A 25,169-nucleotide genomic window follows, 5' to 3' on the forward strand; every position below is an offset into this window, starting at 1 on the left:
TTTAATTTTATGTTTACTCTGCATTAAAAAAATGAGTGAATTAAGACATCTCAGATAAGCTATCTTTTTAAATTTTTAATTTTGCTAATTTTTTTTAAATACTTATTCACTAAATTAACTTTAGATTTTACCTGCTCAAGTTCTTGATCAAAATAAAATTTACTCAATAACCTCTTATATTTATTTTCTGGATTAAGGTAATGCGCCGTGATAATAAATACATTGGGTGTCATATTTATCAATCCAACTGATTCTTTCAGGACACGAAAGTAAATACTATTCGGCTTAACTAAACCCAATAATAAATAAATCAGCTCATCTAAATTTTTCGCAATTAATATCAACTGGTCAACGAAACATTTTTTAAAAAGTTGATTAGAATCAAGGTAATGAATGTCCGCTTGGAACTGATCAATACCATTTACAACCATAGCACATAGTTCTTTAGATCGATCCATTTCCACACCAATAATTGGTTCCCGTAATTTAAATCTAGAAGTCATAAATTGCTCTCAATAAAAGCGAGTAATACGCGGAATTTGCTCATCAGATTTTTCAGTTAAAGTCTTCCATAAGTCCACAAAGTTTTCGCCATGTTCATAGAACGGCTTTGCGCCAGTCGACCAACCAAATACTGCACTTTCACTGTCCTGTAATATGAATGCAATCTTCTCGACTGACATATCGTGGTTCTCTCTGAGCTCCTCTATCATCAAACTAAAATTGGGGGTTGAATATCTTCTAATCTTTTTATTGATGAACAGTTTTTCTTGAGAAGAAAAACAATAAAGTTCAGTAAGCATTGGAATTCATCTTATTGCGATTAAGGTATTAAGGATTAAACTCCGCTTACAAAAATTGGGTAAATTCTCAACAAAACGCGCGCGCGCGCGAGGGAGAGTGAAATATGCTGTTTTTTTAAACATATACTTGCATTTTCATTGATCAGCGAATAACCTTATTTTTTTATTCTTAATACTAAAAAAACATGTCAATTCAGTCTATATCATCAACTATTTCAAGGCTCAATAAAGAGCTGGCCGATGTAACTCATAGAATGAGTCTAGAACAGAAGAAAGCAAGCGATATCACCACCAAAACTATCCAGATTCAAACATCCATCACTAAGACCACTACAGCTAACACACTAAAATCTAAGCTTTCTGAAATCAGTAGAAAAGAACAAGAAAATGCGCAGATACAGAAAAAACTCTCAGACCTCCAAAAGAAAAAAACAGATATTCAAAATAAATTACTTAAAGAAAATCAGAACTTAATGAAGGCTGAATCAGATGAACGTAAAAAGTTAGATGCATTGGTTAAAAAACAGCAAAAAGAAGCGATAGAACATCAGAGAAAATTGAAACGCGAGATTGATAGCATAAAAGCATCTACTCAATACATTAGTGGAGTCACCGCTTCAACATCCATTAATCCCAATTTTGAATCAGAGCCTGAATATGACCTTTTCATTTCACATGCTTCAGAGGATAAAGATGACTTTGTTAGGCCTCTCGCTGAGACATTACAGGAGCTTGGCGTAAAAGTATGGTACGACGAATTTACTTTGAAAGTTGGTGACAGTTTACGACGGAATATCGACAGTGGTCTTAGGAACTCTAAATATGGGACTGTAGTACTTTCAGCAGACTTCATAAAAAAAGAGTGGACTAATTATGAGTTGGATGGACTTGTTGCCAGAGAAATGAACGGTCATAAAATGATATTACCGATCTGGCATAAGATATCAAAAACAGAGGTAATGAACTACAGTTCCAATCTTGCTGATAAAGTTGCTTTGAATACTGCTATTAGTACTATCCAAGAAATTGCTGAACAGTTAGCAGATGTTATTTTAGAAAAATAATCATAGGTTTTCATTCAGAATAAGACAGAAATAACAGCTATTTCTCTCAATATTTTTTGATGTAATAACATGATCAGCGTATATAAAATAAACAAAATCATGAATTCAATACCTGATATCTTCTATCAACCTTAGTTTTCGTAACTTTATCAAAATAATTTTTATTGATTTTACCTTATTAAAAGATAAATCTACTTAGGATAAAAACTTAACTCTAAATTACGATGAATATTGACAGACGAGTATGTGCAAAAGATTTTAGGGCCCTTCTTTCAATAAAGAAGGATGCCTTCTATGATCGGGTAAATAGTGGTGAAATTCCCAACCAACCCGTATTAACAAAAAAGATGTTTTCTGGTATGAGTCAGTTTTAAAAAAAAGAAGTTGAAAAGTTTAAAGATAAACTGGAGTAGTCTCTAATATGTTTAAGCAAAAATATATCATCACTGTAGAAAGCGAATCTCCACCTCAGATATGCTTAGGAGATAAAATTCACGGCGCCACAGTTATTTCATTAGAAGTAGAGCAATATCCCGATCTTGTAGATTTAGCATGGCTCACTAAACGCTTTCCTCTATCAAGAGAAATGCTCTCACAAAAATTAGAACTATTTAATGTGGGTGGTTCTGGAAAGAAACTCTATGATCCAAATCTTGTTGTTCCTTTTCTAAAAAATGATTTAAGAAATCGAACCGGTAGACCTAGAAAAAACTAAACACCAACCAATGGTAAAAAAACACTTAAATTGGTAAAAAATTTTTAAAACGGTAAATTTTAGGATAAAATCTACTTGTTATATTAAAAAAGTTTACCAAAATGGAACTAAAACTTAGCCAACTTCTTATTGATTCCGCTCTAACTGGTAATATCAGATCAGTTGAAATGGCATTAAAAAAAATCGCTCCTAAAATTAAGAGTGATGATCCAGAGTTGTACCATTTTATTAACAGTAGATTGCAATCGAACCTTTTACGTTCGAAAGATAATTCAAAAATACTTCCTGTTGACACTGATTCACGATTACAACTAGTTCGTGTCGAAAATCCAGTTATTATGCCTTCAACTCCTATTCTGTCAGAAAATATTGAAAGTAAATTATTTCAAGTAGTTAAAGAACGCTCTTTAATTGAAAAATTGTTAGAACTCGGATTAACTCCTACTAAAACAATTTTATTTGAAGGTCCTCCAGGCATAGGCAAAACAATGTCAGCTAGATGGCTGGCAAATAAATTAGAACTGCCATTAATTGTTTTAGATTTAGCTACAGTTATAAGTAGTTATCTTGGTAAAACAGGCAGCAACATTCGAGCAGTTCTTGATTACGCCTCTTCGTTCCCTTGTGTAATGCTATTAGATGAATTTGATGCAATTGCAAAACGTAGAGATGATGAGCGAGAACTAGGAGAATTGAAACGTCTAGTCACGGTGCTTTTACAGACACTAGATGACTGGCCAGAATCATCCATCTTAATAGCAGCTACAAATCATAGCGAATTACTTGATCCGGCAATTTGGCGTAGATTTGACTTACAACTTAAGTTCAGTAATCCAACTCCACAAATGATCGAAGCTTATATAGAACAGCAACATTCTGACTTAAAAAAACATAAAAAACTTTTATGTGACCTTTTTTCAGGAAAATCTTTTAGCGATATTGAAAGAACATTTAACTTAGCTAGAAAAGAAGCCTTTATAAAAGACCAAGCACTCATTAATATTCTTTTAGGAAGAAATGAAAATTTAGAATCAGTTTCTAATACTTCTCAACAGCAAATTTCTAAAACCGAAAGAAATGAAATTGTGCTTAAACTATATCGAAAAGGTCTTTCTCAAAGAAAAATCGCTGAAGAAACAGGCTTAAGTAGACCAACGATTAAAAAAATTATTACCACTTTACAAACAATTGAGAGTAATTAAATATGAAGAACTTCCTCATAGGTTATGGTGAAACCATTACAAATCCAGTTTACATAAAAACTGGCGGTGGCGATAAGAAACATCCCTATTCCATAGAAGAAGGGAGATTAAGATTCCAACATAATTTAGAGGAAATTATGTGGGAAATCGAAAATAAACCTGCGGATGCATGTGCTAATGATGAGGTCGTGGTCAAGTTTATTCAACACCCTTCATATTTAGCTAAAACTTATTATCCTCGTAAGCTGTTTAAAAAATTTGGGATGAAAGATATAGGATCAAAATCTATAAAAATTTCCCCTGATAGTTGGGCTACACGTAAACATCCAGATATTGCTATAACTTCTTGCATATATGTATCAGGAAAAAAAACTGATTATCAAAAAATGCTTAAAAATGTTGAAGAAAATGATTTAGATCAAGTTACTTTAGACTTTATTCGAACAATTGAACGTGTTGATATTTTTACTTCAGAAGAAAAGATTAAAAATTTAGATCCGACTAGACAAATCAATAAACTTGAAGTGGTAATTCACGCATCCCAAGAAGAAGAAAGTATTCTAGAAGCTTTTCTAAAATATGTTGATAAGCTAGGAGGAAATGCGGAAAAAAATAAAAGTAAATTTGTTGGAGGCTTAACATTCTTACCTGTAACTATTGAACATGGTCTTGAAGAGGAGCTTGCTGAATTTTCTCATTTGCGAGCGTTAAGAAGTATTCCCAAGTTACGTTTCAATAAGCCTAATTTAACAAGGACACAATTAAAAGAAGCTTTTGCCTTTCCTCAAAATTATCAACTCTCTGATAAGTTTAAAGTATGTATTTTCGATGGTGGCCTTGGAAGCATTCATCTTCTGGGAGATTTAGCTAAGGAAATTATACCTGTTGATGTTTCTACATCTCATCCCCATTTTTTAGCACATGGTAGTGAAGTATGCTCAACTTATCTATTTGGACCATATCAACCAGGTTCTGGGTTGTTAGGCTCTCCGTACACAAGTGTGGATGTAGTTAGAGTTCTTTCACCAGAAGATGAGCATGATCCTGATTTATTTAATGTCTTATCAAGAATTGAAGATGTACTTAAAGAAAAAAAGTATAAATATATTAATTTGAGTCTAGGACCTCAAATAGCTGTTGATGATGATGATGTACATGTATGGACCTCTGTCCTCGACCAATATCTACAAGATGGACATTGTTTAGCGACAATTGCTATTGGAAATGATGGCGACCTACCTGGAGAATTAGGACGCATCCAACCCCCAAGTGACATGGTTAACAGCCTTGCTATTGGAGCAATTGATTGCCAAAGCGAAGATTGGGAACGTGCCCCTTATAGCTGTACGGGTCCTGGAAGAAGTCCTGGCTTAATTAAACCTGATGGAGTTTTATTTGGTGGAAGTGAAAAGGAGATGTTCCATGTTTACTCACCATTAACTCATTCAATAATCTCGACAATGGGCACTAGCTTCGCTTCCCCACTTGCCATGCGTGTAGCAGCTGGTATTGATGCATTAACAGATTTTGAGTTAACAACAAATTCAATTAAAGCCTTAATGATTCATAAGGCTAAACCAAAACAACATTCACAAAATAATGTAGGTTGGGGTAAATTACCACATCAACCAGAAGAAGTATTAGAATGCTTAGATGATGAAGCTACAATTCTATTTCAGGGAGAACTTAAACCAGACCAACATTTGCGTATACCTATTCCAGTTCCTAAAGACGCGGATTGTACATGGGTTATTTTAAAAGCAACATTCAGTATTAATGCTATTACAGATCCTGAACATCCACTGCACTACACCCGATCAGGTTTGGATATTACTTTTAGAGCTAATCAAAATAAGAAAAATGATGAACAACAACATCCTGATGCAAAAACTTTTTTCTCAAGTAAAGGCTTATATCTAACTGAAGAAGAATTAAGAGAAGATGCACATAAATGGGAAACAACAATATCTAGAAGCCAAAGATTTAAATTATCTACTCTTGAAGATCCTTTATTTGATGTTAAATACCATGCTAGAGAACAAGGTGCTGCGACTGAAATATCAGAACTATCTCCTATTAGATATTCTTTAGTTTTATCAATTCAAACTGTGGGTGATGTGAACGTATACAATAGTATTCTGCAAAAAAATCAGACTCTTCTACCCGTAAAAGTTTCAAACCGAATTCAACTTTAAAGCTAATAATTTATCAGATCAGATTAAATTATTTTAGTAGTTCGAATCCTAAATAAGGATTCGAACTAGAACTATTAATTGAATAAAATTCAGTTAATAGTACTTAAGAAAATAAGGATACAATTAGGGATACAACTCAATATAATTTTAAAATATTTAAATATAAAACAATTGCTTAAATTAAAAATCCAAGTCCCGCCGAGCGCACCACTTTATTGTATAATTTAGTATTTAGAAGAATATTCAAATCTATCCGAATATTAAAAATCAATAACTTAATAAAATTCAAAATAAATAATTGTCTCTATTGATCTATCAAAATCTACGTTTTTTACGGTAATTTATACGGCAAACTTATTTTACCGTGAAACTGATACCGCAAAAATGCCAAAAATTGTTTGAATAGCCACCGATTTTGTAGACACCATTAAGTTAGATCTGGACTGCCACCACTCTCCTATTCGATAATTTTTTTAATCATATTGGCATTCAAATTGCATTCAAATTAACACTTTCCTTAAATTTTACTTAAAATGGAGCGGTTATTTTGAAAAAATCACTTTTATCAATACTTGTTTTGGGGTGTTCTGCATTTGCTACAGTATATGCTGATGATTTCACAGTTTTAAAACAAATATCTGATAAACCCACCTTACTTAAAAGTGGACCTTATTCTGGAAATTATTATATCCCCTCCACTCTTTCAACAATTAAATGGGGATATTTGCCAAATAAAGATACAAAATCAGTTTTAACCGTACCATCTGGAAGCACTATCACATTTGATACAGTTTCACATGAAGGTTTACTTGAAGATCAAGGGCGTGATGCTGAAAAATATTTTAAATCTAAAGGTGTTAAATCGGACTATATTTTAGATGAAGCAAAATTAATTACAAAATCTAACTTAAAACATGATTTCGTCAAAGATGGTCCTCATATCATTACAGGTCCAGTCGCTATTGAAGGGGCTATGCCAGGTGATATTTTAAAAGTTGAGATTATTAAAGTCGAGCCACGAGTACCTTACGGGGTCATATCGAATCGACATGGCAAGGGTGCTTTAGCTGGCGAATTTCCTAAAACCCCAGCTAGTCCAAATCCCTCAGTAAATGATCCCGCATCATTTGGAAATGTTTCAATATTCACCCCTATTGAGAAGAATGCAAAAGGTGAATATGAAGGTGTAATGAAAACAGATTCTGGTAAATCTATACGCTTCCCACTTTACCCATTCATGGGAACTATGGGTGTTGCACCGAATACCAGCGAACCAGTAAATTCCATTCCACCTGCTTTCTTTGGCGGAAACATTGATATTAATGAGCTTGGTGCTGGAGCGACAGCCTATTATCCAGTGCAAGTTCCTGGTGCAATGTTCTATACTGGGGATAGTCATTTTGTGCAAGGTGATGGCGAAGTTGCATTAACGGCGCTTGAAGGGTCTGCTCGTGCTACTTTGAAAATTACAGTACTTAAATCTGGACGCGATAAAATACCAGGTAAAGAGATTAAACAGCCTTTAGCTGAAAATGCAGAATTCTGGATTACTCCCGGTTTAGATCCAGATCTTGATGAAGCAATGAAGAAATCAACTCGTGAAGCTATTGCCTTTTTAAAGAATGAATTTGGCATCGATGAAGCCACTGCCTACGCATACTTAAGTGCAGCGACTGATTTTCAGGTTTCACAGGTAGTAGATCGTACAAAAGGTATCCATGCCATGATTCGTAAGGCTGATTTTAAAGAGTTTATTGAGGAAGCGAAAAAGTAATTTCAAAGTCAATAATAACCTCGTTTAGGCGAGGTTATTAAACTAATCTCAATAATTGCATGCTCTATACTATAACCGCACGATAAAGCACCACGTTAAGTGGTATTGGTACATTAAAGACTGTCAAAATCCTTACGGAGCGTTATCGGAATAAAGGTAAAAAACTCAGTCCAAGATTCTATTTGATTACAGGAACTTATAATTTAGAGCTGCGTAAAAGTGATTTATAAAAGAAGTCTATTCAATTAAATAAATATTTAAAATTTAACTTTTAGTCTTATTTGTAAAATACCGTAGAGGTGGATTAGATCTAATGAATCGAAATCACTTTTAATGGTTTAGCCGATAGAGATTTGCACACCTAAATAAATTTAGACTAACTGTTCAAAAAAATAGCATGAAAATTCAAGTGAATTTTTGTTGATTAAATTTTAAAACATGGTTAGATTTTTCAAACTCATTGTTGATAAACAATGACTGGACAATTTTTTAAACCTATGTGGTCGAGTTAAATGAAAATTCAGGGACTGAAACAATTCAGTATTGTGAGCTGTGTTGCAGCAATATCCAGTTTTAATCTAAGTTATGCAGACGATGCCTTTAGCCCTCAGAGCAAGTATCTATTGGGCGACTGGAATGGCCAACGTACTGAATTGGCGAGTAAAGGGATTAATTTTGATGCTAACCTATATGTCGATACAGACTATCTGGCAGATGGTGGTTACAAACCAAGAGATGGGGCAACATTTGCTAGTCAGCTCTGGTTAGGAAGTAGTCTGGATTTAGAAAAGTTACTTGGTTGGAAAGGTGTGTCCGTTCGTACCATCGTTACTGCTCGTCAAGGACAAAGCACCAGTGTAGATAACATTTCATACCCTGGTGCACCCCAAATGGCAAACACTCAAGCCACTTGGGGACGGGGCAATGTTGACTCACGTCTAACACAGTTTTCGATTGAAAAAATCTTTACAGATACAGGCTGGAGTGTCCGTGTGGGACGTATCGGCATGGGATCATATTTTAATGCCATGGGCTGTGACTTTCAGAGCACTTCATTTTGTACAGCACAAAATGGAAAATGGATGGGCAATGTCTGGTATAACGAGCCTGTGGCACAATGGGCAGGTATCGTAAAATACCGATTTACCCCTGAGCTTTCTGCACAAATTGGTGTTTTTGAGTTTAATCCGACCAATATCAAGGAAAATCAGGGCTGGAACTTAAAGTCCAATGAAATGGATGGAGTCACTGTTCCAGTTGAATTACATTATCAACCAAAACAGGGAATTAACCAGTTACCAGGAAGTTATCGTCTGGGTGTTTTTTATAACAATGCCGATAAAACACAAAACAAAGATGTGCTAACAGGTGAACAAAAAGACCGGGCGTATGCAGGATGGTTTACCGCAGATCAGCAACTCAGTTCTGTTGATGGTGGAAAACGTGGTTTATATGGATTTACCAATATTTCATTTCATGACACCACCGTCAATAAAATCGACAACACCCAACAAATCGGGATTCGTTATCTTGGACTATTCGATGAACATCCAAACGATATCTTGGGCTTAGGTGTTAACCGTATTCATGTCAATGATCGTTATCGCGATGGAGTTTATAATAAAAAAGCCGCGATTAATGAAGATGCAGAATATAACATCGAACTTAATTACTCACATTATGTCACGCCATGGCTCATGCTACGCCCTGTTGTGCAATATGTGGTTCAGCCTGGTGCGACCGATAAAGTAGATAATGCATTGGTACTCGGTCTTACCACCAAAGTGATTTTCTAAAGTCTATCCCATTCTAAAATATGCTGTGAGTTTCATACTGACAGCATATTTTTTTAAATAAACTATTTTAAAATTGATCACTAAAAATAACATCGCCTTACTTTTTTATTGAACCAATCTCTGCCAAGATAAAAATGCAATAAAACAATGATAGAGAGGTAATGCCAATGATTTCAAGAAACCTCCCCCTCACCGATATCCATCGTCATTTGGACGGTAATATTCGTGCGCAAACAATTTTAGATTTAGGTCAACAATACCAAATTACTTTACCTGCTCAAACACTTGAAGAATTACGCCCACATGTACAAGTCACGGATAATCAGCCAGATTTGCTCAGTTTTTTAGCGAAATTAGATTGGGGCGTCAAGGTCTTGGCAAGTCTGGAGGCGTGCCAACGTATTGCCTATGAAAATATCGAAGATGCAAAACAACAAGGGCTGGATTATATTGAACTGCGTTTTTCTCCAGGCTATATGGGAATGACACATCATCTTCCGTTGGCTGGTGTTGTTGAAGCCGTTATTGATGGTGTACAACAAGGATGTCGAGATTTGGGCATAAAAGCCAATTTGATTGGGATCATGAGTCGTACTTTTGGACAAGCAGCCTGTCAAGCTGAACTCGATGCCTTACTGGCACATAAACTTCATATCACCGCATTGGACTTGGCAGGTGATGAACTGGGATTTCCTGGAACTCTTTTCTTAGACCAGTTTAAACAGGCTCGAAATGCAGGTTGGCATATTACGGTACATGCGGGTGAAGCTGCAGGGCCAGAAAGTATTTGGCAAGCTATACAGGAACTTGGGGCAGAACGGATCGGTCATGGTGTAAAAGCGATTCAAGATCCTAAACTGATGGATTATCTGGCTGAACATGAGATTGCAATTGAATCCTGTATAACGTCAAATGTACAAACCAACACAGTCAGTTCAATCGAAAAACATCCAATTAAGGAGTTTTTACAACATGGAATATTGGCAACCATCAATACTGATGACCCTGCGGTAGAAGGTATTGAAATTCAACATGAATATCAAGTTGCAGCACCACAAGCGGGTTTAACTCAGAATCAAATCCGCACCGCGCAAGAAAATGGTTTGAAAGTGGCATTTTTATCTGAACAGGAAAAACAGCTATTAAAGAATCAAGCTTTAGCCCGCCAACACGAAGTTGCCTAATTTTTTAAATTTCAGTGGTTCGAGTTTGAAGTGGCTATGAAAATAGCCATCTTGTAGACTTAATCAATCGACAGCGTATTTTTCTGTTGTAGGTTTGCAATATGCGTACGATGAGTTTTCCATGATGGCTCCAATATTTCTTTTTCGATTCGATACTTAATTCTTTTTTGCTTCATAGCTGGAATCACCTCCTGATTAAATTTTTTCACATGTGTGATCCAATCTTTACCACGACAAACATGTTCGGGCATGACGGTTTTAAACTCGCTACGTGATGTAAATACAATGACTGAATGTAGATACTCAGGAACAACTACATCCTCAAGAATTTGCTCCAATACTTTTAAATGCTTGAAGTTCTGATGGATTGGATTTTGGAAACGATAATTTTTCTTATAAATTTTTTGTGTCCAATGTTTTTGGTTAATACTGCCAAAAATCCAGCCAGTATAGTTTTTGGTTTCAATAATAAACACCCCATATGGGCTAATCAAAATATGATCAATTTGTGTTGTTCCATTTTGCTCATCAGGAATCGTACAATTATTCAGAATGATATATTCTTCACCTAAATAACGCTTGGCCTGATCAATGACCACGCTCTCCCCCATTTTCCCTTTAAAAGTTGGGGAAGATAAATAGGATAGAAGCCCGATAATAACAATAAAAAAAATGACATATAAAAACATATAATTATCCTTATATTTTATAAGACTAAAATATTATTCATTTCCAAATTCAACAAAATCTCTTTTTTATCGAGTCCACCTGCAAAGCCAACCAAAGCTCCGCCTGCTCCAATCACACGATGGCACGGCGCAATAATCGAAATTGGATTCTTACCATTGGCAGCTCCCACCGCACGTACTGCTTTTTCATTGCCAATGTATTGGGCAATGTATTTGTAGCTGCGGGTTTCCCCATAGGGAATGGTGAGCAATGCAGCCCAAACTTTTTTCTGAAAATCAGTTCCCTCAAAATCAAGCGGAATATCAAATACACTACGCTGACCTGAAAAATACTCGATCAGTTGCATTTTGGTCTTTACTAATATCGGATGATTTAAATCTTCAGTAAGTTCAGCCAAACGGACTCTTTTCGGGTTTTCATTATCCCAAAGAATGGCGACTAGAGCCTGTTCATTCGCGACTAATTTAAGTTGCCCGACAGGCGATGACATATAAAGATAAGATAACTGCATATTCAATAACCTTAAGCAGGTGATGACAATTTCATCAATACAAGACCTGAAACGATCAAAATCGCGGCCATCATGCGCATCGCTCCCATAGGTTCATGCAAAACGAGGATCCCTACAATAAAAGATCCAATTGCACCAATTCCTGTCCAGACTGTGTAGGCAGTACCAAGAGGCAAACTTCGCATTGAGATTGATAATAATACGACACTCAACACCATGAATATGATGGTAATAACACTTGGCACCAAACGGGTAAAACCTTCCGACATTTTCATCGAATAGGCCCAAACGACTTCAAAAAGTCCCGCCAAAATTAATATTGCCCAAGCCATTTTAATCTCCATCATCAGGCGTCAGGCCGTCCTGACCTTCTTTCCCTCATCTGGGGGAGGTCGTTCCTCCATGTTGTCTCACATCTCCACGCGATTGCTAGCGTGAACCAAAGTACATTCTTTTTCGCATTTTGTATGCTCAATATTTTTATGGTTTTAATGCAAGTTTATTTAAAATTAGAATATTAAACACTCTTAAAAAAATTAAAAATATCACCAACATGGCCATCATCAAATCAATATTGGTGTTCTGTGTGAGCTGAAGTAGCAATCCAGTCACGACCAAAGCGATTGCAACACTTACATCGATATTCTGCACCAGATGACTCCAGTGCAAAGGCCGATTCTTCATATAATCTTTGGCAATTAAATAACGCGATAAAATAAAGGCCGTTAGAATAACCAATCCTTCTAAGATAATAAAACCCGCCAATGGAACATGTGGATTAAAGTAATCGTATACAATGCCAATGATTAATCCAGTTGCTGCAATCAGCTCAAACCATGCCAAAGTTTGAATCATTCTATTTCTGAGTAATGGCTCAATTAAAATGGCATTATTCGCAACTAAATAAATCAGTGCATCCATCAAAATCAATAAACTCATCGCAAATAGACTGAATGATGTCGCCAGAATTGCTACACAAAAAGTGACCAGACATAAGATAATATAAATCGAAGATAACCACGATAAAATTTGCGTGGTTTTGATCACAGGTTTTAAAGTCGTAGTAACAGGCAAAAAATTGGATAAAGTTTGCTGATAATCAAACTGTTCCACATATTTTTTGAATAAATTGGTCACGCTCTCAACCGTACCATCATGGAAAATTGCCATATGTTGAGTTTCATGATCCATCTCGACATATTTGACCTGATGGCATTGTGCCAAAGCCTTGCGTAATTCACGCTCATGCGTCATATCCAGTTTGGGAACATAGTAATAACTGACCCATTCTGACTGGATGTTGTCTTGCTCTGAAAAATCATACTCATCATCTGTAAAAAAATTGACGTCTGCGTGTAACTCCCTTTGTGATTGAAAAAAAGCATTGGAAAGTAAAAAACGTTGGTACTGCTGTTTTAGGCTCATTTACGCACCAGATCAGATGCAAAAAGAATGTCATCAGGTTAGTTGTGATGACATTCTATACAGCTTTATTTTGACGAATCAATTAAAACTTGAAACTAATCCCTACGCCATAGAGCCAGCCTGATTCTGAGCCCGTTGCAACTTGACGACTGGTTTCCCGATCACCTTTTTCATAACGATAGGCAACATCGACAAATGGCATCACTTTTTTATTGATTTCATAACGGGTTTGAATCCCCATTTGCAAAGAGCTTAATCCTGTTTTTTGAGCATAATCAGATTCATCCCGAATTAAAACCTCTGCGCTGATATAAGGCTGCGTAATTAACTTTTGCGTCAGTAAAAGATCACGCTCAGTTTCCAGACTTAAACTTATATGTTGATCTTGTCCAACGTAAAGGTACGCATCGGTTTCAAAAAAATATGGGGCTAAACCATGTAAACCCAATGCTGCATCAACCGCTTCCTGACGATGTGTATCAAAGGCTTCACTACGATAGCGCAACCCTGCTTGAGCATCCCAAAATTCAGCGATATTACGGCTGTATAACGCAGAAATCGCGTAATCTGCTTTTTGAGACTCTGACTTTTCATGATGTGCTTTAATGAAAAGTTTATTTTCATCTGTGCCAATCCGTGTTTCCAGTTCAGTATTAAACTCACCCTGCCCGTGTTTATCCAATCGCCATTGATTGTCCAATTTCGTTGCCTGATAAATTTGCCCTCCATGTTCATGGCGATGATCATGATCTGAATGATCATCAAAAGAAACATCTGAGGGCATTTGATGATTTTCCATTGAAGTATCTGTTTCTGGCATTTGCATTTCTGCATGATGCTGCATATTTGACATTGGCATATTCGCCATCATCATGTCGTGCCCTTCATGTGCAAATGCCCATGAACTTAAAGTCAAGCCGCCAGAAAAAACTAACATGTTCATCAATTTAGTGCTGTGCATGTTGATCTCCCTGAGCAGGCTGAAGCGTATTTTTTTCAGACGAAATACTTGGCAATCCATCATCATTGACTTTCGCCACGATCAGTTTATTCATCATGCCTGCGGACATGTGATACAACAAATGACAGTGAATTGCCCATTCTCCTAATTCATCTGCTGTGAGCAATGCAGTCACCGTTTTACCGGGCGGCACAATAAGCGTGTGCTTATTCGGTAGATTTTCCAGAGAATGGCCATTTTCCAATTGCACAAACATGCCATGCAAATGCATTGGATGTGCCATCATGCTGTCATTAATAAATTTCAGGCGAATCCGCTCGCCATATTTCACTTTTAGTGGTTCTGCCTCATTGTATTTTTTTCCATTCATCGTCCAAATATAACGCTCCATATTTCCGCCCAAACGGATAACTAACTCTTTGGTCGGCTGACGAATATCTGACTGTGGTGTTAATGCTTGTAAATCCTGATATTGCAATGCCCTTAAACCTATTGGTGTTGAAGCATTTGCCCAACCTTGCACAGTTTTTGCTGATTGAACTTCAGATGAATGATTGGATATTTCTGGATGCATCATATTCTGATGACTCATCTCATCATGTGACATCGCATCATGACTCATATGTTCAGACATACTTGGCATGGATGGAGAAGCTTCAGAGGTGTCCTGCATATTCTTCGACATAGACATAGAAGAATGATCTGTATGTTCTGAACGTTCAGACATATTGCCGTGACCCATATCCTGCATCGTCAGTAATGCACGTGGTCGTGCGTTTGGAATCTCAATCTGCTGTGGTGTAGGCATCGCCGCATTTTGTAGACTTGCTAATGCAAAACCACTCCGATCGATTGATTCTGCTTGTATTTGATAATGTGCAGCTTTCGGCTCAACAATCACATCATAAGTTTCTGCTGTCCCAATCCGAAACTCATCAACAGTAACAGGTTTAACGGGTTGCCCATCAGCACTGACCACTGTCATTTTCAAGTTGGGAATGCGTACATCAAAAAATGACATCGCTGAGGCATTAATAAAACGTAAACGAACTTTCTCACCTGAGCCAAATGCTCCACTCCAGTTTTGTTCAGGCGTCTTACCATTCACCAAAAAAGTATAGCCTGTGACATCAGATAAATCGGTTTTAAGCATCCGCATCTGATTCCACATTTTTCGGTCTTGCCACGTGGCTTTCAAACCTTGTTGTTTAACCTGTTGCAATACATCGCCCAGTGTTTCACGCTGATTTTGATAATATTCGGCAGACTTTTTCAGATTTTTCATGAGTGTATCACTCGATGATTCATGAAAATCTGACAGCATCACTACATAATCTTGTTCAGTCTGTTCCTGTACTGTCAGTGGCTTCTTATTTTTTGGATAGACAATAAAAGCACCATATAAACCGTCCTGCTCTTGCCCCTTACTATGCGCGTGATACCAATACGTTCCGTTTTGGCGAATTTTAAAACGATATTCAAATGAACCATTAGGTTTTATCCCCTGAAACCCATTAAACCCAGGTACACCATCCATAATGCCGGGCAGCAATAAACCATGCCAATGAATCGAAGAATCCTGATTTTTGAGGCTATTGTGGACATAAATAACCGCTTCATCGCCTTCTTCAAATTCAAGTTTGGGTGCGGGAAATTGACCGTTTACTGTAATTCGCTGAACAGATTTCCCCGTGATATTGACCGTTTTTTCAGCAATATCCAAATGGTATTCTTTGACCGCTGCTAGACTGAACGGCGAAATAGCCACACACAGTCCTGCAAAAAGAACATTTCTTAATAAAATAGACATGACTAACCTCAAAATTTAAAAACTGAATATTTAGTTTGAATTTGAGATTAGGCTTTGGGTGGTCTGAGGATTTCTTGCCAAAAACCAGAAAAATGCTGACCTCTATAATCAGTATGAGAATCTGAGATAGCAGCAAAGGCAGTTTGTTGCGGTAATGCTGGAATCACATGTTCAGCATAACTATTTAGATTTTGGCAATGTAATTGATGACAATCCTGACAAGATTGAGAGATGGTAGAAGAATGTAACTGAGTTTGTTGATCACAATGCATCATGGTTTGGTTAAGATGTTTTAAACCCTGCTGCATATTCTGTGCATTTATATGCTGCATTGCATTGTTATGACATGGCGAACCATTCGATGAATGCTGTATCGGTTGAACACCGTTTTGTATCATTCCCGCATGCATATTTTTGACCGAAGCAACAGCCACACCACTCCAGCTCATGATAAAAACCATAAGCAACACAAACCACGTCTGTTTGCGCTGAAGTTGATGCAAACTGGAAATCCTCTTAAATATGCTCATCATAATTTGATGAATACTGTACAGCATACCCAAGTTTATAGGGAGATACAAATATAGGCCTTTTTTCTTTAGGGTGTCATTTTTATCTTCGTTACTCAATTTATCCAAGAAATTTGTTTCTTTAAGATCAACAATATCAATTTTAAATAATCTGTGGATAACACTTAAAGTTGAATAAGAGCATATTTATCACCTTTTATTTCTTATCATTTTCTATTTTTTGAACAATTGTTGTGACATACATCACAGATCAAAAATAAAGCAAAATAAATCACTTAAAATGCATAAAAAAGATGCATCTTGATTTATTTCTATACAAATTTAATGGATTTTTTAAACGATTGATATCATTTTGATTATTCTATCAGCAGCTTATCCACCGCGTTATCAACATAGTTATCCAGAGAGTTATAAACAAAGTTATCCACATGAGCTGCAAATAAAGCATCGCTTTATTGACCGCGCAAGATCCAATTAAGCATTGCTTTATTTCTGGCGTAAGACGAATAGTTTTGCTTTGAGTGAAGAAAACAGACAACGCTTTATTTTTGCACAACACAAATAATCGTGCTGTGCATTAAAATGTAAACATCACATCGAAATCAGGATTAAACTTCTTGAGCACCGACTTTAGCCAATTCAGCACGCATTTCGTCGATCACCGTTTTATAGTCAGGTTGACCAAAAATTGCTGAACCTGCTACAAACATATCTGCGCCTGCTTCCGCGATTTCACGAATATTGGCAGGCCCAACACCACCATCTACTTCTAAACGAATATCGCGACCACTGGCATCAATAATTTGACGTGCTTGACGTAATTTTTCTAGCGTCATCGGAATAAATTTCTGACCACCAAATCCAGGGTTTACACTCATTAGTAAAATCTGATCAACTTTATCCATTACATAATCCAGATAATGTAATGGTGTCGCAGGATTAAAGACCAAACCTGCTTTTGCTCCACCTGCCTTGATTAACTGTAAGGAACGATCAATATGATCCGAAGCTTCAGGGTGAAACGTAATAATATCCGCACCTGCTTCAATAAAATCACCAATCATACGATCTACAGGTGAAACCATGAGATGCACATCAATCGGGGCTTTGATACCGTAGTTTTTTAGTGCCTTACACACACCTGCACCAAAAGTTAGATTCGGCACATAGTGGTTATCCATCACATCGAAATGAACCACATCTGCACCAGCATCCAGAACTTTTTCAACCTCTTCACCTAAACGTGCAAAATCAGCCGAAAGAATAGAAGGTGCGATTAAATAAGGCTTGGACATGCTGGACCTGGCAAATAAAAAAACAAAAAATGATTATAACAAAAAGTATCTTTGCTGTGGACCAGACTCTTTATTCAAGCCTTTAATCATTTGCAAAAAATAACACTCTGTATGATTTTCTCTATCAATTTCAGAGTTAAATTTGTTAGGGTAATGACCATCTTATGAAATATCTTCACTAGGAAAAACCGATATGCAAAGTTCAACTTCAATTACGACCACAGAAGCAAGAAGAATTGCTAAACGTCTGCTCAACCATTGGAAACATAAATTTGAAGTTACTGAGACAGATCAGGATTTTAAAATTTTTATGCCGACTGCAACCGTAACATTAACACCGCTTGAACAGCATTTAGATGTGCTGATCAGCAGTGAAAATCAAGATGATATCCGTTTGGAAGGCGTAGTACTAGATCATTTAAACCGCATGGCTCAGCAAGAATTTCAAGCAGATTGGGTACGTCAATAAACTTACTCATCACCATTTTGTATAAAGAGCGTAGTCTATACGCGCTCTAATTGCACAGCATGAAACTGTAAATGATCATCGATAAAACTCTGAATAAAATAATAGCCATGATCATATCCAGCATGCTGTCTGAGGCTTAGTTTTTGTCCAACCTTATTACAGGCTTGCTCAAATAAATCGGGATTTAACTGACTATAAAACTGATCGTCTGTCCCCTGATCGATCAAAATTTCAGAAAATAAAGCACCCTTTTGTTCTACTAATGCAGTCGCATCATGTTGAGTCCATACGTTACGGTCATTTCCCAGATAGTTTGAAAATGCCTTTTCTCCCCAAGGACATTGACTTGGTGCACAAATCGGAGCAAAAGCAGAAACTGATTTAAACTTTTCAGGATATTTCAATGCGAGCGTCAATGCCCCATGCCCACCCATAGAATGACCAAAAATTCCGATTTGATCTTGAATCACTGGAAATTCAGCTTGGATTATTGAATAAAGTTCATCAACAACATAATGTTCCATTTGATAATGCGCTGCCCACGGCGCTTGAGTCGCATTAATATAAAATCCTGCACCTAAGCCTAAATCCCAACTATCGCCTTTGGCAACATCTTCACCACGAGGTGAGGTATCTGGTGTAATAAGAATAAGATCAAGTTGTGCTGCCAAACGCTGTGCATGTGCTTTAATTGCAAATGTTTCCTCTGTACAGGTTAAGCCTGCAAGATAAAACAGTGCCGAACATTTTTCACCTTTTAATGCTGCGGGTGGTAAAAAAACACCAAATTTACTCATTCCATTCAACGCCTGCGAATCACATTGATAAATACGTTGTTCACCATCAAAGCAACGATTTTTTTGCAACATTTCCATGTGTTTTTTCCTCATGTTTGGCAGTAGTAGTGGTTTGAGGTAGATTCTGTTGAGGAAATAAATGTTGTTCTAACTGCGGCAACATCAACTCCATATTTTTACCAATCACCCATTGTGGTTCTGAAGGTTCAAAACCCTGTGCCGATTCCCACGTCGCAACTGTTTCCTGAGCTTGCTTAAACGCATCTTTGATCGAATGTTGATCACGCATCGCCTGATCAAAGAAAGCACGACCAAAATAGGTATAATCTGCTTCATTGGTACAGCCAAAAGACTGACGATCTGCGGCAGAAGCCGTGATAATTAAAGTGTCAGGGGATTGCAATGCAGGAATAAAACTTCCTGAAAAACACGATGAAATCACAATAACACGCCAGCGAATACCCGATTTATCAAGAGTTTCCCTTAACCATTTTGGGTCGACTTGATTTAAATCTAATGGTGCATTTTCCATCTCAAATTCATTTGGCGCACCGTGCGATGTCATATATAAAAATAATACATCGCTTTCTTTATTCATTTGCTGACCGATACGGCGCAAGGCAATAGCCATACTAGTTTGTGAGGCAATCGGAACCTCTGTACGCGTATCTGGATTATTAATTAACATCAAAGAACGTCCGAACGTACCGAAACGGGTATCAAACTGCTCCTTAATACGCATAATTTCCGACTTAAATACATCCTGATAACTCGCCCCTGCAATACCCAGAAAATACCAATGACTTTGCGCAAACTCACCATACTGGATTTGCTCAAGTGATTTATTCAGTAAGCGACTTTGGGCATAAAAAGCATCTTCTGCAAATGTCGGCGGAACATCTTCCACTTTCCAAATGGGCTGACTACGCACTGAACCTTGCCAGACCACAAGTGTAACTAGTGTGGCAGTCATGATCAAAGCACGTTCCCACCACGGCCATTTTAGCTCACGTGAAAATACCCAGACCACTGCCAGACTTTGCCAGACAAACAACACCATAAATAATGTCGGCAGGTAGTCATAAGTAAAATAAGGTAGATAATCCAATTGCCCCAAAAATTGAATAAAACTTTGGAGTAACGCGATATTGGTGTCTAATACCAACCACAAAATGGCAGGCACCAACATCAATCGTGCATTATTGGTACGTTGTGACAGAAAAATTCCAACAATTAAAGCAAGAAAAGGCCAAAGTGCATAACTCACTAAACCTTGAGAATTAAACTCACCATCCTGCCCTGCAACCAACCAGCTAAATAATGTATTGGCAGCACCACCTAGTACGCCCCAAACCAGAAGCTGAAGAATCGAGGGGTGGACAATTTGTAAACAACGTCGTGACCCTAAAAATAACCACATACCCGCAATTTGGTTGCTTTTGAAATCATGCCAAAAATTGATGGAAGGTTTAAGGTCAATCATAGAAAATTATTCGGGAGTTATAATGCATAATCAGTTTATGCTTGCGTGGAATTATATCAATAATGCTTTTATCTATATAACAAATATTTGCCGATTATTGAAGCAATGATCACAATTCATCACAGAGCAAGCTGAAAATAGGCATCGAAACGACAGGCATCACCAATCCACTGATGATCAGGGGCTTGCTCATTAAGAAACACGGCATGCCGTGGACGTTTCACAATCACCCGTTTAGCAATTTGTTGTGCTAAAGGTAGCAGTGAATCGCCTAAATCCATTTCACCCTGCTCTGGTAAGAGTAAATGCAAAAGTTGCATTTGCTTTTTGACCTGTGCCTGTTTTTTTATCGCCTGTTGATGTTGATCACGCTGCGGAAACATGGGATCAAGATAGACCACATCTACCTGTTTATTATGCTGAATATATGATTGTAAATAGTCAACTGAATCTGCAAAGACCAATTCAATCCGATCTACAACTTTAGTTAAAAATGCATCTGTTCTTGATTGCCTTTGTGCATCTTCAAGCAAAGTAAATAAAATCGGATGACGTTCAAGCAAAATCACCTGCGCACCCAAATGTGCCATCAGTAAACTATCGTGACCCAAACCTGCTGTTGCATCGATCAGTTTTGGCGCTTCACTCAACTGACAGGCTCGAGCAATCATTTCTGATTTAATACTGGCTCGTTTTAAACGAGAAACTTCCGCTTTCCAGTCTGGTTGCATTCGCATGCCATTGGCACATAACCACAAACCTTGTTCATCTACGCAAAGTGCCAAATCAGTATGTTGCCTAAAAAAACGTGCATTGAGTTGTTCAACTTCATACAAATCAATCTCTACGCCTCGCTCACATAAGACTTGCTGAAAGTTTTGTGCAGACTCTAAATGAGAGGCAGCAAAAAATAATTGCATGACGATTAACTCACACTTCCAATTACCATAATTTCCAACCTGTAAAGGCGAAAAGTAAAATAATTAATCCAGAGAAAATTCGATACCACGCAAAAATCATAAAGTCACGTTTAGCAACATAAGCCACTAAAGCACGAATCAATAGTAACGCAGAAATAAATGAAACTAGCAGACCTACAGCTAAAACGATCCAGTCCTGTTGTCCTTGAAAGACATCATGGCTTTGATATAAATCAAGCAACCCTGCACCAATAATGACAGGAATTCCAAGAAAGAAAGAGAATTCGGTTGCGGCTTTACGTGATACACCTAAAAACATCGCACCAATAATGGTTGCACCTGAACGGGAAGTCCCAGGAATCAAAGAAAGTACTTGAATTAAACCAATCCAGATCGCTTGTTTAAGTGTGATATTTTCAACTTCAACCGCATTTACCTTAGGTGGATTTTTTTCAATCCACATAATGATTAAACCGCCAATGATCAACCCTAATGCAACTGCAACATCATTGAATAATAAATCTTTAACCGTTTGTCCAAAAGTTAGACCCACCAATACAATAGGGATCGATGCAACAATCAAACTAATGGCTAAATGGCGACCTTTGGCTTCCCCTGTCACCATGCCAGTCGCGGCACCCCACAGACGTGACCAATACTCATAAATAACTGCGGCGATTGCACCCATTTGAATCGCAACAACAAAAACTGCACTTTTCTCAGGTGTCCAAAAATTCAGTAATTCAGAGGCTAAAATTAAGTGTCCAGTGCTAGAAATTGGAAGAAATTCTGTAATTCCCTCCACAACTCCCATAATTGCCGCTTTTAAAAGCAGTAAAAGATCCATAATTTTTCCTAGTTCGGCTTACCTTGTTCTGCAATTTTTTTCCAAGCATTGTCCCTTAAATAGACGGGTAATGCCTGCTCTGCACTGACCCAACGCTTTTGTTTGGCATAATGTCTGGCTAATATTGCAATATCTCGTGCAGAGGGACTAATCGTACTTGTCTGCTCAGAAACCGAAGAAGAAATAAGCTTGGCTCCCGACCCTACACAAGCAAATTGAGCGTAGGACTGTGCCAACTCATAATTTAAAAGTTGCTCTTCACCTTGAAGTTGCATGATGCCATCTGCATCACAACTAAAATTTGCCAGATACACTTCCTGCATCCGAGCATCTAATACGGCTGTGACCCGACTAAGTTGTAATTCACGATAGGCAGCTTGCGCCAAAGCTTGCAGGGTAGAAACTGGAATCACGGGAAAATCATTGGCCCAAGCCAAGGCTTGGGTCACTGCCGCATTAATACGGACACCACTAAATGAACCCGGCCCACGACTAAATGCAATTGCAGTTAGATCGCTATAACTGAGTTGTGCCTGTTGCAATGCCCGCTCAATCATCGGCAAAATGGTACGTGTTTGAGCTTTAGCCTGTGTATCCAGTTGAAAAAAAAGCTCATTTGATTCGTCTATCAAACAAACAGAACAATGATCATTTGCCGTTTCCAATGCCAGCACGTTCATGCAACTTCACGCTATTATCTTTAAAAAAACGTGAGCTATCATACTCTACAACGCTTATTTAGGCGAGATTTTCAATTTTACTGATACAAAAATCTGAGCTTTAGCCGTCTAATTCAAATAAATAGCTAAAATGAGAACGGCTGTAATTTGGTAAACCGTTTATAGTGCTCCGCATAATGTAGAGCGCTCAAACGTAATTTTGCAGCACCAAATTCATCTAGCGTTTTAACAATCTTACCTGGGGAACCCATTACCACAGAGTTATCTGGAATCACCTTGCCTTCTGGGATTAAGGCATTTGCACCAATAATACAATTTTTACCAATCACAGCATGATTCAATACCACCGCATTAATGCCAATCAAACTATTTTCACCAATAGTACAACCATGCAACATCGCCTGATGTCCAACCGTTACATAATCTCCAATATTAAGCTCAATACCTGCATCGGTATGCAGTACGGCATTTTCCTGAATATTGGTAAAATGACCTAGACGAATTGGACTATTATCTGCTCGGATCACGGCGCCAAACCAGACGCTCACCTGTTGTCCCAATTCAACCTGACCAATGACTGTCGCATTATCTGCAACCCATCCATCCCATGGTTCAATCAAGGCTTTTGGAGAATGTCCTTCAAAGCTATACATCATATTGGCAACATCCTGTTGAGTTTTGTGAAATTAGAGTTTTCGGGGTTTAAAGTTAGGTGAATTTAAGAGAAAAGGCCAATCCTTCTGATAATCCAGTCCATAATGAAATAATGAAATAAGCATTCTTGCGGTCAATCCCCAAATCACTTCATTTTCCACTTGTAAGCTTGGGAAATAAAGGGATTGATGTGCATATTTCACCTCATAGGGTGTTGCAGGCGCAGCCAACAATTGATTTAAAGATGCAAAAAAAATACGATCAATTTCTGAAGGTTGAGCAATTAAGTTTACATTTGGAGGAATTAAGCCCACAACAGGTTTGACAAGCATACCGCTACGTGCGCGTTGCATCGGCAAATCCCCAATCAACTCAACATCAAAAGGATTGAGTGCCGTTTCCTCCTGAGCTTCCCTTAAAGCGACCACAATATTACTGGTATCGCCCGCGTCACGTTTCCCACCAGGAAAAGACACTTCACCTGCATGATTAGTTAATTGAGTTGAGCGACGTGTCAATAAAACTTTAGGATTCTGTTCATTGGTAATCGCAATTAATACCGCTGCCTGTGCAGGCGAAGTACGTTTTGAGAAACGTAAGCGTTGCTGCAAAAGATGCGTGAATTCTTGCTCTACCATGCTTCTCTCTCTATTTCCTTATCTATTTCATCATAGCCGAAAAATAGCGGCGTTCGTATAGAAATGATGCGAAAGTCCAAAATTTCAGTTATGCTGAGTCATCTTTATAGCCGATGATCATTATGAGTTTTTGCACCGTTTGCGGACATGAAACTGAAGATAAAATTCCGTTAGGCGATCATCAGCTTCGTCGTGTATGTACACATTGTGGGCATATTCATTATGAAAATCCTAAACTGATTTGTGGTGCTTTGGCAATTTGGGAAAATAAAGTCTTATTATGCCGTCGTGCCATTGAACCTCGTTATGGTTTATGGACACTTCCTGCGGGATATATGGAACTCTTTGAAACCATGGAGCAAGGTGCAGCGCGCGAAACCAGAGAAGAAGCTGAAGCAGAAATTGACATAGAACAGCTATATTGTACTTACAATATTCCACGTATTGGACAAATTTATGTTCTTTTTAAAGCAAAATTAAAAGATGGTGTCTTTGGTGCGGGCGAAGAAAGTATTGAATGTCGTTTATTTGAAGAAAATGAAATTCCCTGGGATGAACTGGCTTTTCCAAGTGTAGAACGAACACTAAGACATTATTTTGAAGACCGAAAGATTCAAAAGTTTCCTGTGCATCTGGAAACGTTGGGTACACGATTAGATCATACTGGATAGTATAACTTAACATCAGTTTAAATATAAAAAACAGGGGAACCATCATGATTCCCCT

At 37.6% G+C, this 25,169-nt stretch carries 26 protein-coding genes; 9 read left to right on the plus strand and 17 right to left on the minus strand.

What is annotated here, in order from left to right:
* Positions 1 to 59: 59 nt before the first annotated feature.
* Both A7A69_RS06640 and A7A69_RS16790 read right to left on the minus strand, forming a co-directional pair.
* The gene (locus A7A69_RS06640; protein ID WP_152876662.1) at positions 60 to 503 is read right to left on the minus strand and encodes a hypothetical protein; all 444 of its coding nucleotides are present in this window, start codon (positions 501 to 503) and stop codon (positions 60 to 62) included.
* Between the two features lie 9 nt (positions 504 to 512).
* Entirely contained in the window at positions 513 to 683 is a 171-nt protein-coding gene (locus tag A7A69_RS16790; RefSeq protein ID WP_241675223.1) for a hypothetical protein, read from the minus strand.
* A gap of 305 nt (positions 684 to 988) precedes the next feature.
* Between A7A69_RS16790 and A7A69_RS06650 the strand changes: the two genes are divergently transcribed.
* From A7A69_RS06650 to add, 7 genes are all read left to right on the plus strand, one after another.
* The gene (locus A7A69_RS06650; protein WP_152876664.1) at positions 989 to 1,867 is read left to right on the plus strand and encodes a TIR domain-containing protein; all 879 of its coding nucleotides are present in this window, start codon (positions 989 to 991) and stop codon (positions 1,865 to 1,867) included.
* Positions 1,868 to 2,288: 421 nt separating this feature from the next.
* On the plus strand, positions 2,289 to 2,582 hold the full coding sequence (locus tag A7A69_RS06660; protein ID WP_152876665.1) for a hypothetical protein: 294 nt from the start codon (positions 2,289 to 2,291) through the stop codon (positions 2,580 to 2,582).
* Between the two features lie 101 nt (positions 2,583 to 2,683).
* Positions 2,684 to 3,784, plus strand: coding sequence for an AAA family ATPase (locus A7A69_RS06665; RefSeq protein WP_152876666.1), 1,101 nt, complete (start codon positions 2,684 to 2,686; stop codon positions 3,782 to 3,784).
* 2 nt (positions 3,785 to 3,786) lie between these two features.
* Positions 3,787 to 5,979, plus strand: coding sequence for a S8 family peptidase (locus A7A69_RS06670; protein WP_152876667.1), 2,193 nt, complete (start codon positions 3,787 to 3,789; stop codon positions 5,977 to 5,979).
* Positions 5,980 to 6,526: 547 nt separating this feature from the next.
* On the plus strand, positions 6,527 to 7,753 hold the full coding sequence (locus A7A69_RS06675; protein ID WP_152876668.1) for an acetamidase/formamidase family protein: 1,227 nt from the start codon (positions 6,527 to 6,529) through the stop codon (positions 7,751 to 7,753).
* Positions 7,754 to 8,265: 512 nt separating this feature from the next.
* Entirely contained in the window at positions 8,266 to 9,549 is a 1,284-nt protein-coding gene (locus A7A69_RS06680; protein WP_152876669.1) for a carbohydrate porin, read from the plus strand.
* 167 nt (positions 9,550 to 9,716) lie between these two features.
* On the plus strand, positions 9,717 to 10,733 hold the full coding sequence (gene add / locus A7A69_RS06685) for an adenosine deaminase (RefSeq protein ID WP_152876670.1): 1,017 nt from the start codon (positions 9,717 to 9,719) through the stop codon (positions 10,731 to 10,733).
* Positions 10,734 to 10,792: 59 nt separating this feature from the next.
* Here the strand turns inward: add and A7A69_RS06690 are convergent, their stop codons facing one another.
* From A7A69_RS06690 to rpe, 8 genes are all read right to left on the minus strand, one after another.
* The gene (locus A7A69_RS06690; RefSeq protein WP_152876671.1) at positions 10,793 to 11,422 is read right to left on the minus strand and encodes a nuclease-related domain-containing protein; all 630 of its coding nucleotides are present in this window, start codon (positions 11,420 to 11,422) and stop codon (positions 10,793 to 10,795) included.
* A 17-nt stretch (positions 11,423 to 11,439) separates the two neighbouring features.
* Complete coding sequence (locus tag A7A69_RS06695) at positions 11,440 to 11,934, minus strand: methylated-DNA--[protein]-cysteine S-methyltransferase (protein WP_152876672.1); 495 nt, start codon at positions 11,932 to 11,934, stop codon at positions 11,440 to 11,442.
* A gap of 11 nt (positions 11,935 to 11,945) precedes the next feature.
* A complete protein-coding gene (locus A7A69_RS06700) occupies positions 11,946 to 12,266 on the minus strand; it encodes a DMT family transporter (RefSeq protein ID WP_120370849.1) in 321 nt (106 codons plus the stop codon).
* 148 nt (positions 12,267 to 12,414) lie between these two features.
* Positions 12,415 to 13,359: a hypothetical protein gene (locus A7A69_RS06705; RefSeq protein ID WP_152876673.1), complete on the minus strand. Its 945-nt coding sequence runs from the start codon at positions 13,357 to 13,359 to the stop codon at positions 12,415 to 12,417.
* 82 nt (positions 13,360 to 13,441) lie between these two features.
* A complete protein-coding gene (locus A7A69_RS06710; protein ID WP_152876674.1) occupies positions 13,442 to 14,320 on the minus strand; it encodes a copper resistance protein B in 879 nt (292 codons plus the stop codon).
* Positions 14,307 to 16,130, minus strand: a complete 1,824-nt coding sequence (locus tag A7A69_RS06715) for a copper resistance system multicopper oxidase (protein WP_152876675.1) — start codon at positions 16,128 to 16,130, stop codon at positions 14,307 to 14,309. The genes A7A69_RS06710 and A7A69_RS06715 overlap by 14 nt, the downstream gene beginning before the upstream one ends.
* Before the next feature lie 47 nt (positions 16,131 to 16,177).
* Positions 16,178 to 16,633, minus strand: a complete 456-nt coding sequence (locus A7A69_RS06720) for a hypothetical protein (RefSeq protein WP_152876676.1) — start codon at positions 16,631 to 16,633, stop codon at positions 16,178 to 16,180.
* 635 nt (positions 16,634 to 17,268) lie between these two features.
* Positions 17,269 to 17,955 carry a ribulose-phosphate 3-epimerase gene (gene rpe / locus A7A69_RS06725; RefSeq protein ID WP_120370854.1) on the minus strand — a complete coding sequence of 229 codons (687 nt, stop codon included), beginning with the start codon at positions 17,953 to 17,955 and terminating at the stop codon, positions 17,269 to 17,271.
* Between the two features lie 193 nt (positions 17,956 to 18,148).
* Between rpe and A7A69_RS06730 the strand changes: the two genes are divergently transcribed.
* Positions 18,149 to 18,424: a DUF2218 domain-containing protein gene (locus A7A69_RS06730; RefSeq protein ID WP_152876677.1), complete on the plus strand. Its 276-nt coding sequence runs from the start codon at positions 18,149 to 18,151 to the stop codon at positions 18,422 to 18,424.
* Between the two features lie 35 nt (positions 18,425 to 18,459).
* On the opposite strand, the gene fghA is transcribed toward A7A69_RS06730, so the two are convergent.
* The 7 genes from fghA to A7A69_RS06765 form a co-directional block, all read right to left on the minus strand.
* Complete coding sequence (gene fghA / locus A7A69_RS06735) at positions 18,460 to 19,299, minus strand: S-formylglutathione hydrolase (protein WP_152876678.1); 840 nt, start codon at positions 19,297 to 19,299, stop codon at positions 18,460 to 18,462.
* Entirely contained in the window at positions 19,268 to 20,704 is a 1,437-nt protein-coding gene (locus A7A69_RS06740; RefSeq protein ID WP_152876679.1) for a C13 family peptidase, read from the minus strand. Before A7A69_RS06740 ends, fghA begins: the two co-directional genes overlap by 32 nt.
* Before the next feature lie 119 nt (positions 20,705 to 20,823).
* Positions 20,824 to 21,624: a class I SAM-dependent methyltransferase gene (locus A7A69_RS06745; RefSeq protein ID WP_152876680.1), complete on the minus strand. Its 801-nt coding sequence runs from the start codon at positions 21,622 to 21,624 to the stop codon at positions 20,824 to 20,826.
* A gap of 22 nt (positions 21,625 to 21,646) precedes the next feature.
* Positions 21,647 to 22,471 (minus strand): undecaprenyl-diphosphate phosphatase, encoded by an 825-nt coding sequence (locus A7A69_RS06750; protein WP_151981514.1) that lies wholly within the window; start codon positions 22,469 to 22,471, stop codon positions 21,647 to 21,649.
* Between the two features lie 8 nt (positions 22,472 to 22,479).
* Complete coding sequence (gene tsaB / locus A7A69_RS06755) at positions 22,480 to 23,151, minus strand: tRNA (adenosine(37)-N6)-threonylcarbamoyltransferase complex dimerization subunit type 1 TsaB (RefSeq protein WP_152876681.1); 672 nt, start codon at positions 23,149 to 23,151, stop codon at positions 22,480 to 22,482.
* Between the two features lie 125 nt (positions 23,152 to 23,276).
* Positions 23,277 to 23,804, minus strand: coding sequence for a gamma carbonic anhydrase family protein (locus tag A7A69_RS06760; RefSeq protein WP_171500791.1), 528 nt, complete (start codon positions 23,802 to 23,804; stop codon positions 23,277 to 23,279).
* A gap of 33 nt (positions 23,805 to 23,837) precedes the next feature.
* Positions 23,838 to 24,443 (minus strand): CoA pyrophosphatase, encoded by a 606-nt coding sequence (locus A7A69_RS06765; RefSeq protein WP_152876683.1) that lies wholly within the window; start codon positions 24,441 to 24,443, stop codon positions 23,838 to 23,840.
* A 122-nt stretch (positions 24,444 to 24,565) separates the two neighbouring features.
* Between A7A69_RS06765 and A7A69_RS06770 the strand changes: the two genes are divergently transcribed.
* On the plus strand, positions 24,566 to 25,114 hold the full coding sequence (locus tag A7A69_RS06770) for an NUDIX hydrolase (RefSeq protein ID WP_120370863.1): 549 nt from the start codon (positions 24,566 to 24,568) through the stop codon (positions 25,112 to 25,114).
* Positions 25,115 to 25,169 lie beyond the last annotated feature (55 nt).

The organism is Acinetobacter guerrae (genome assembly GCF_009372255.1).
Classification (GTDB): domain Bacteria; phylum Pseudomonadota; class Gammaproteobacteria; order Pseudomonadales; family Moraxellaceae; genus Acinetobacter; species Acinetobacter guerrae.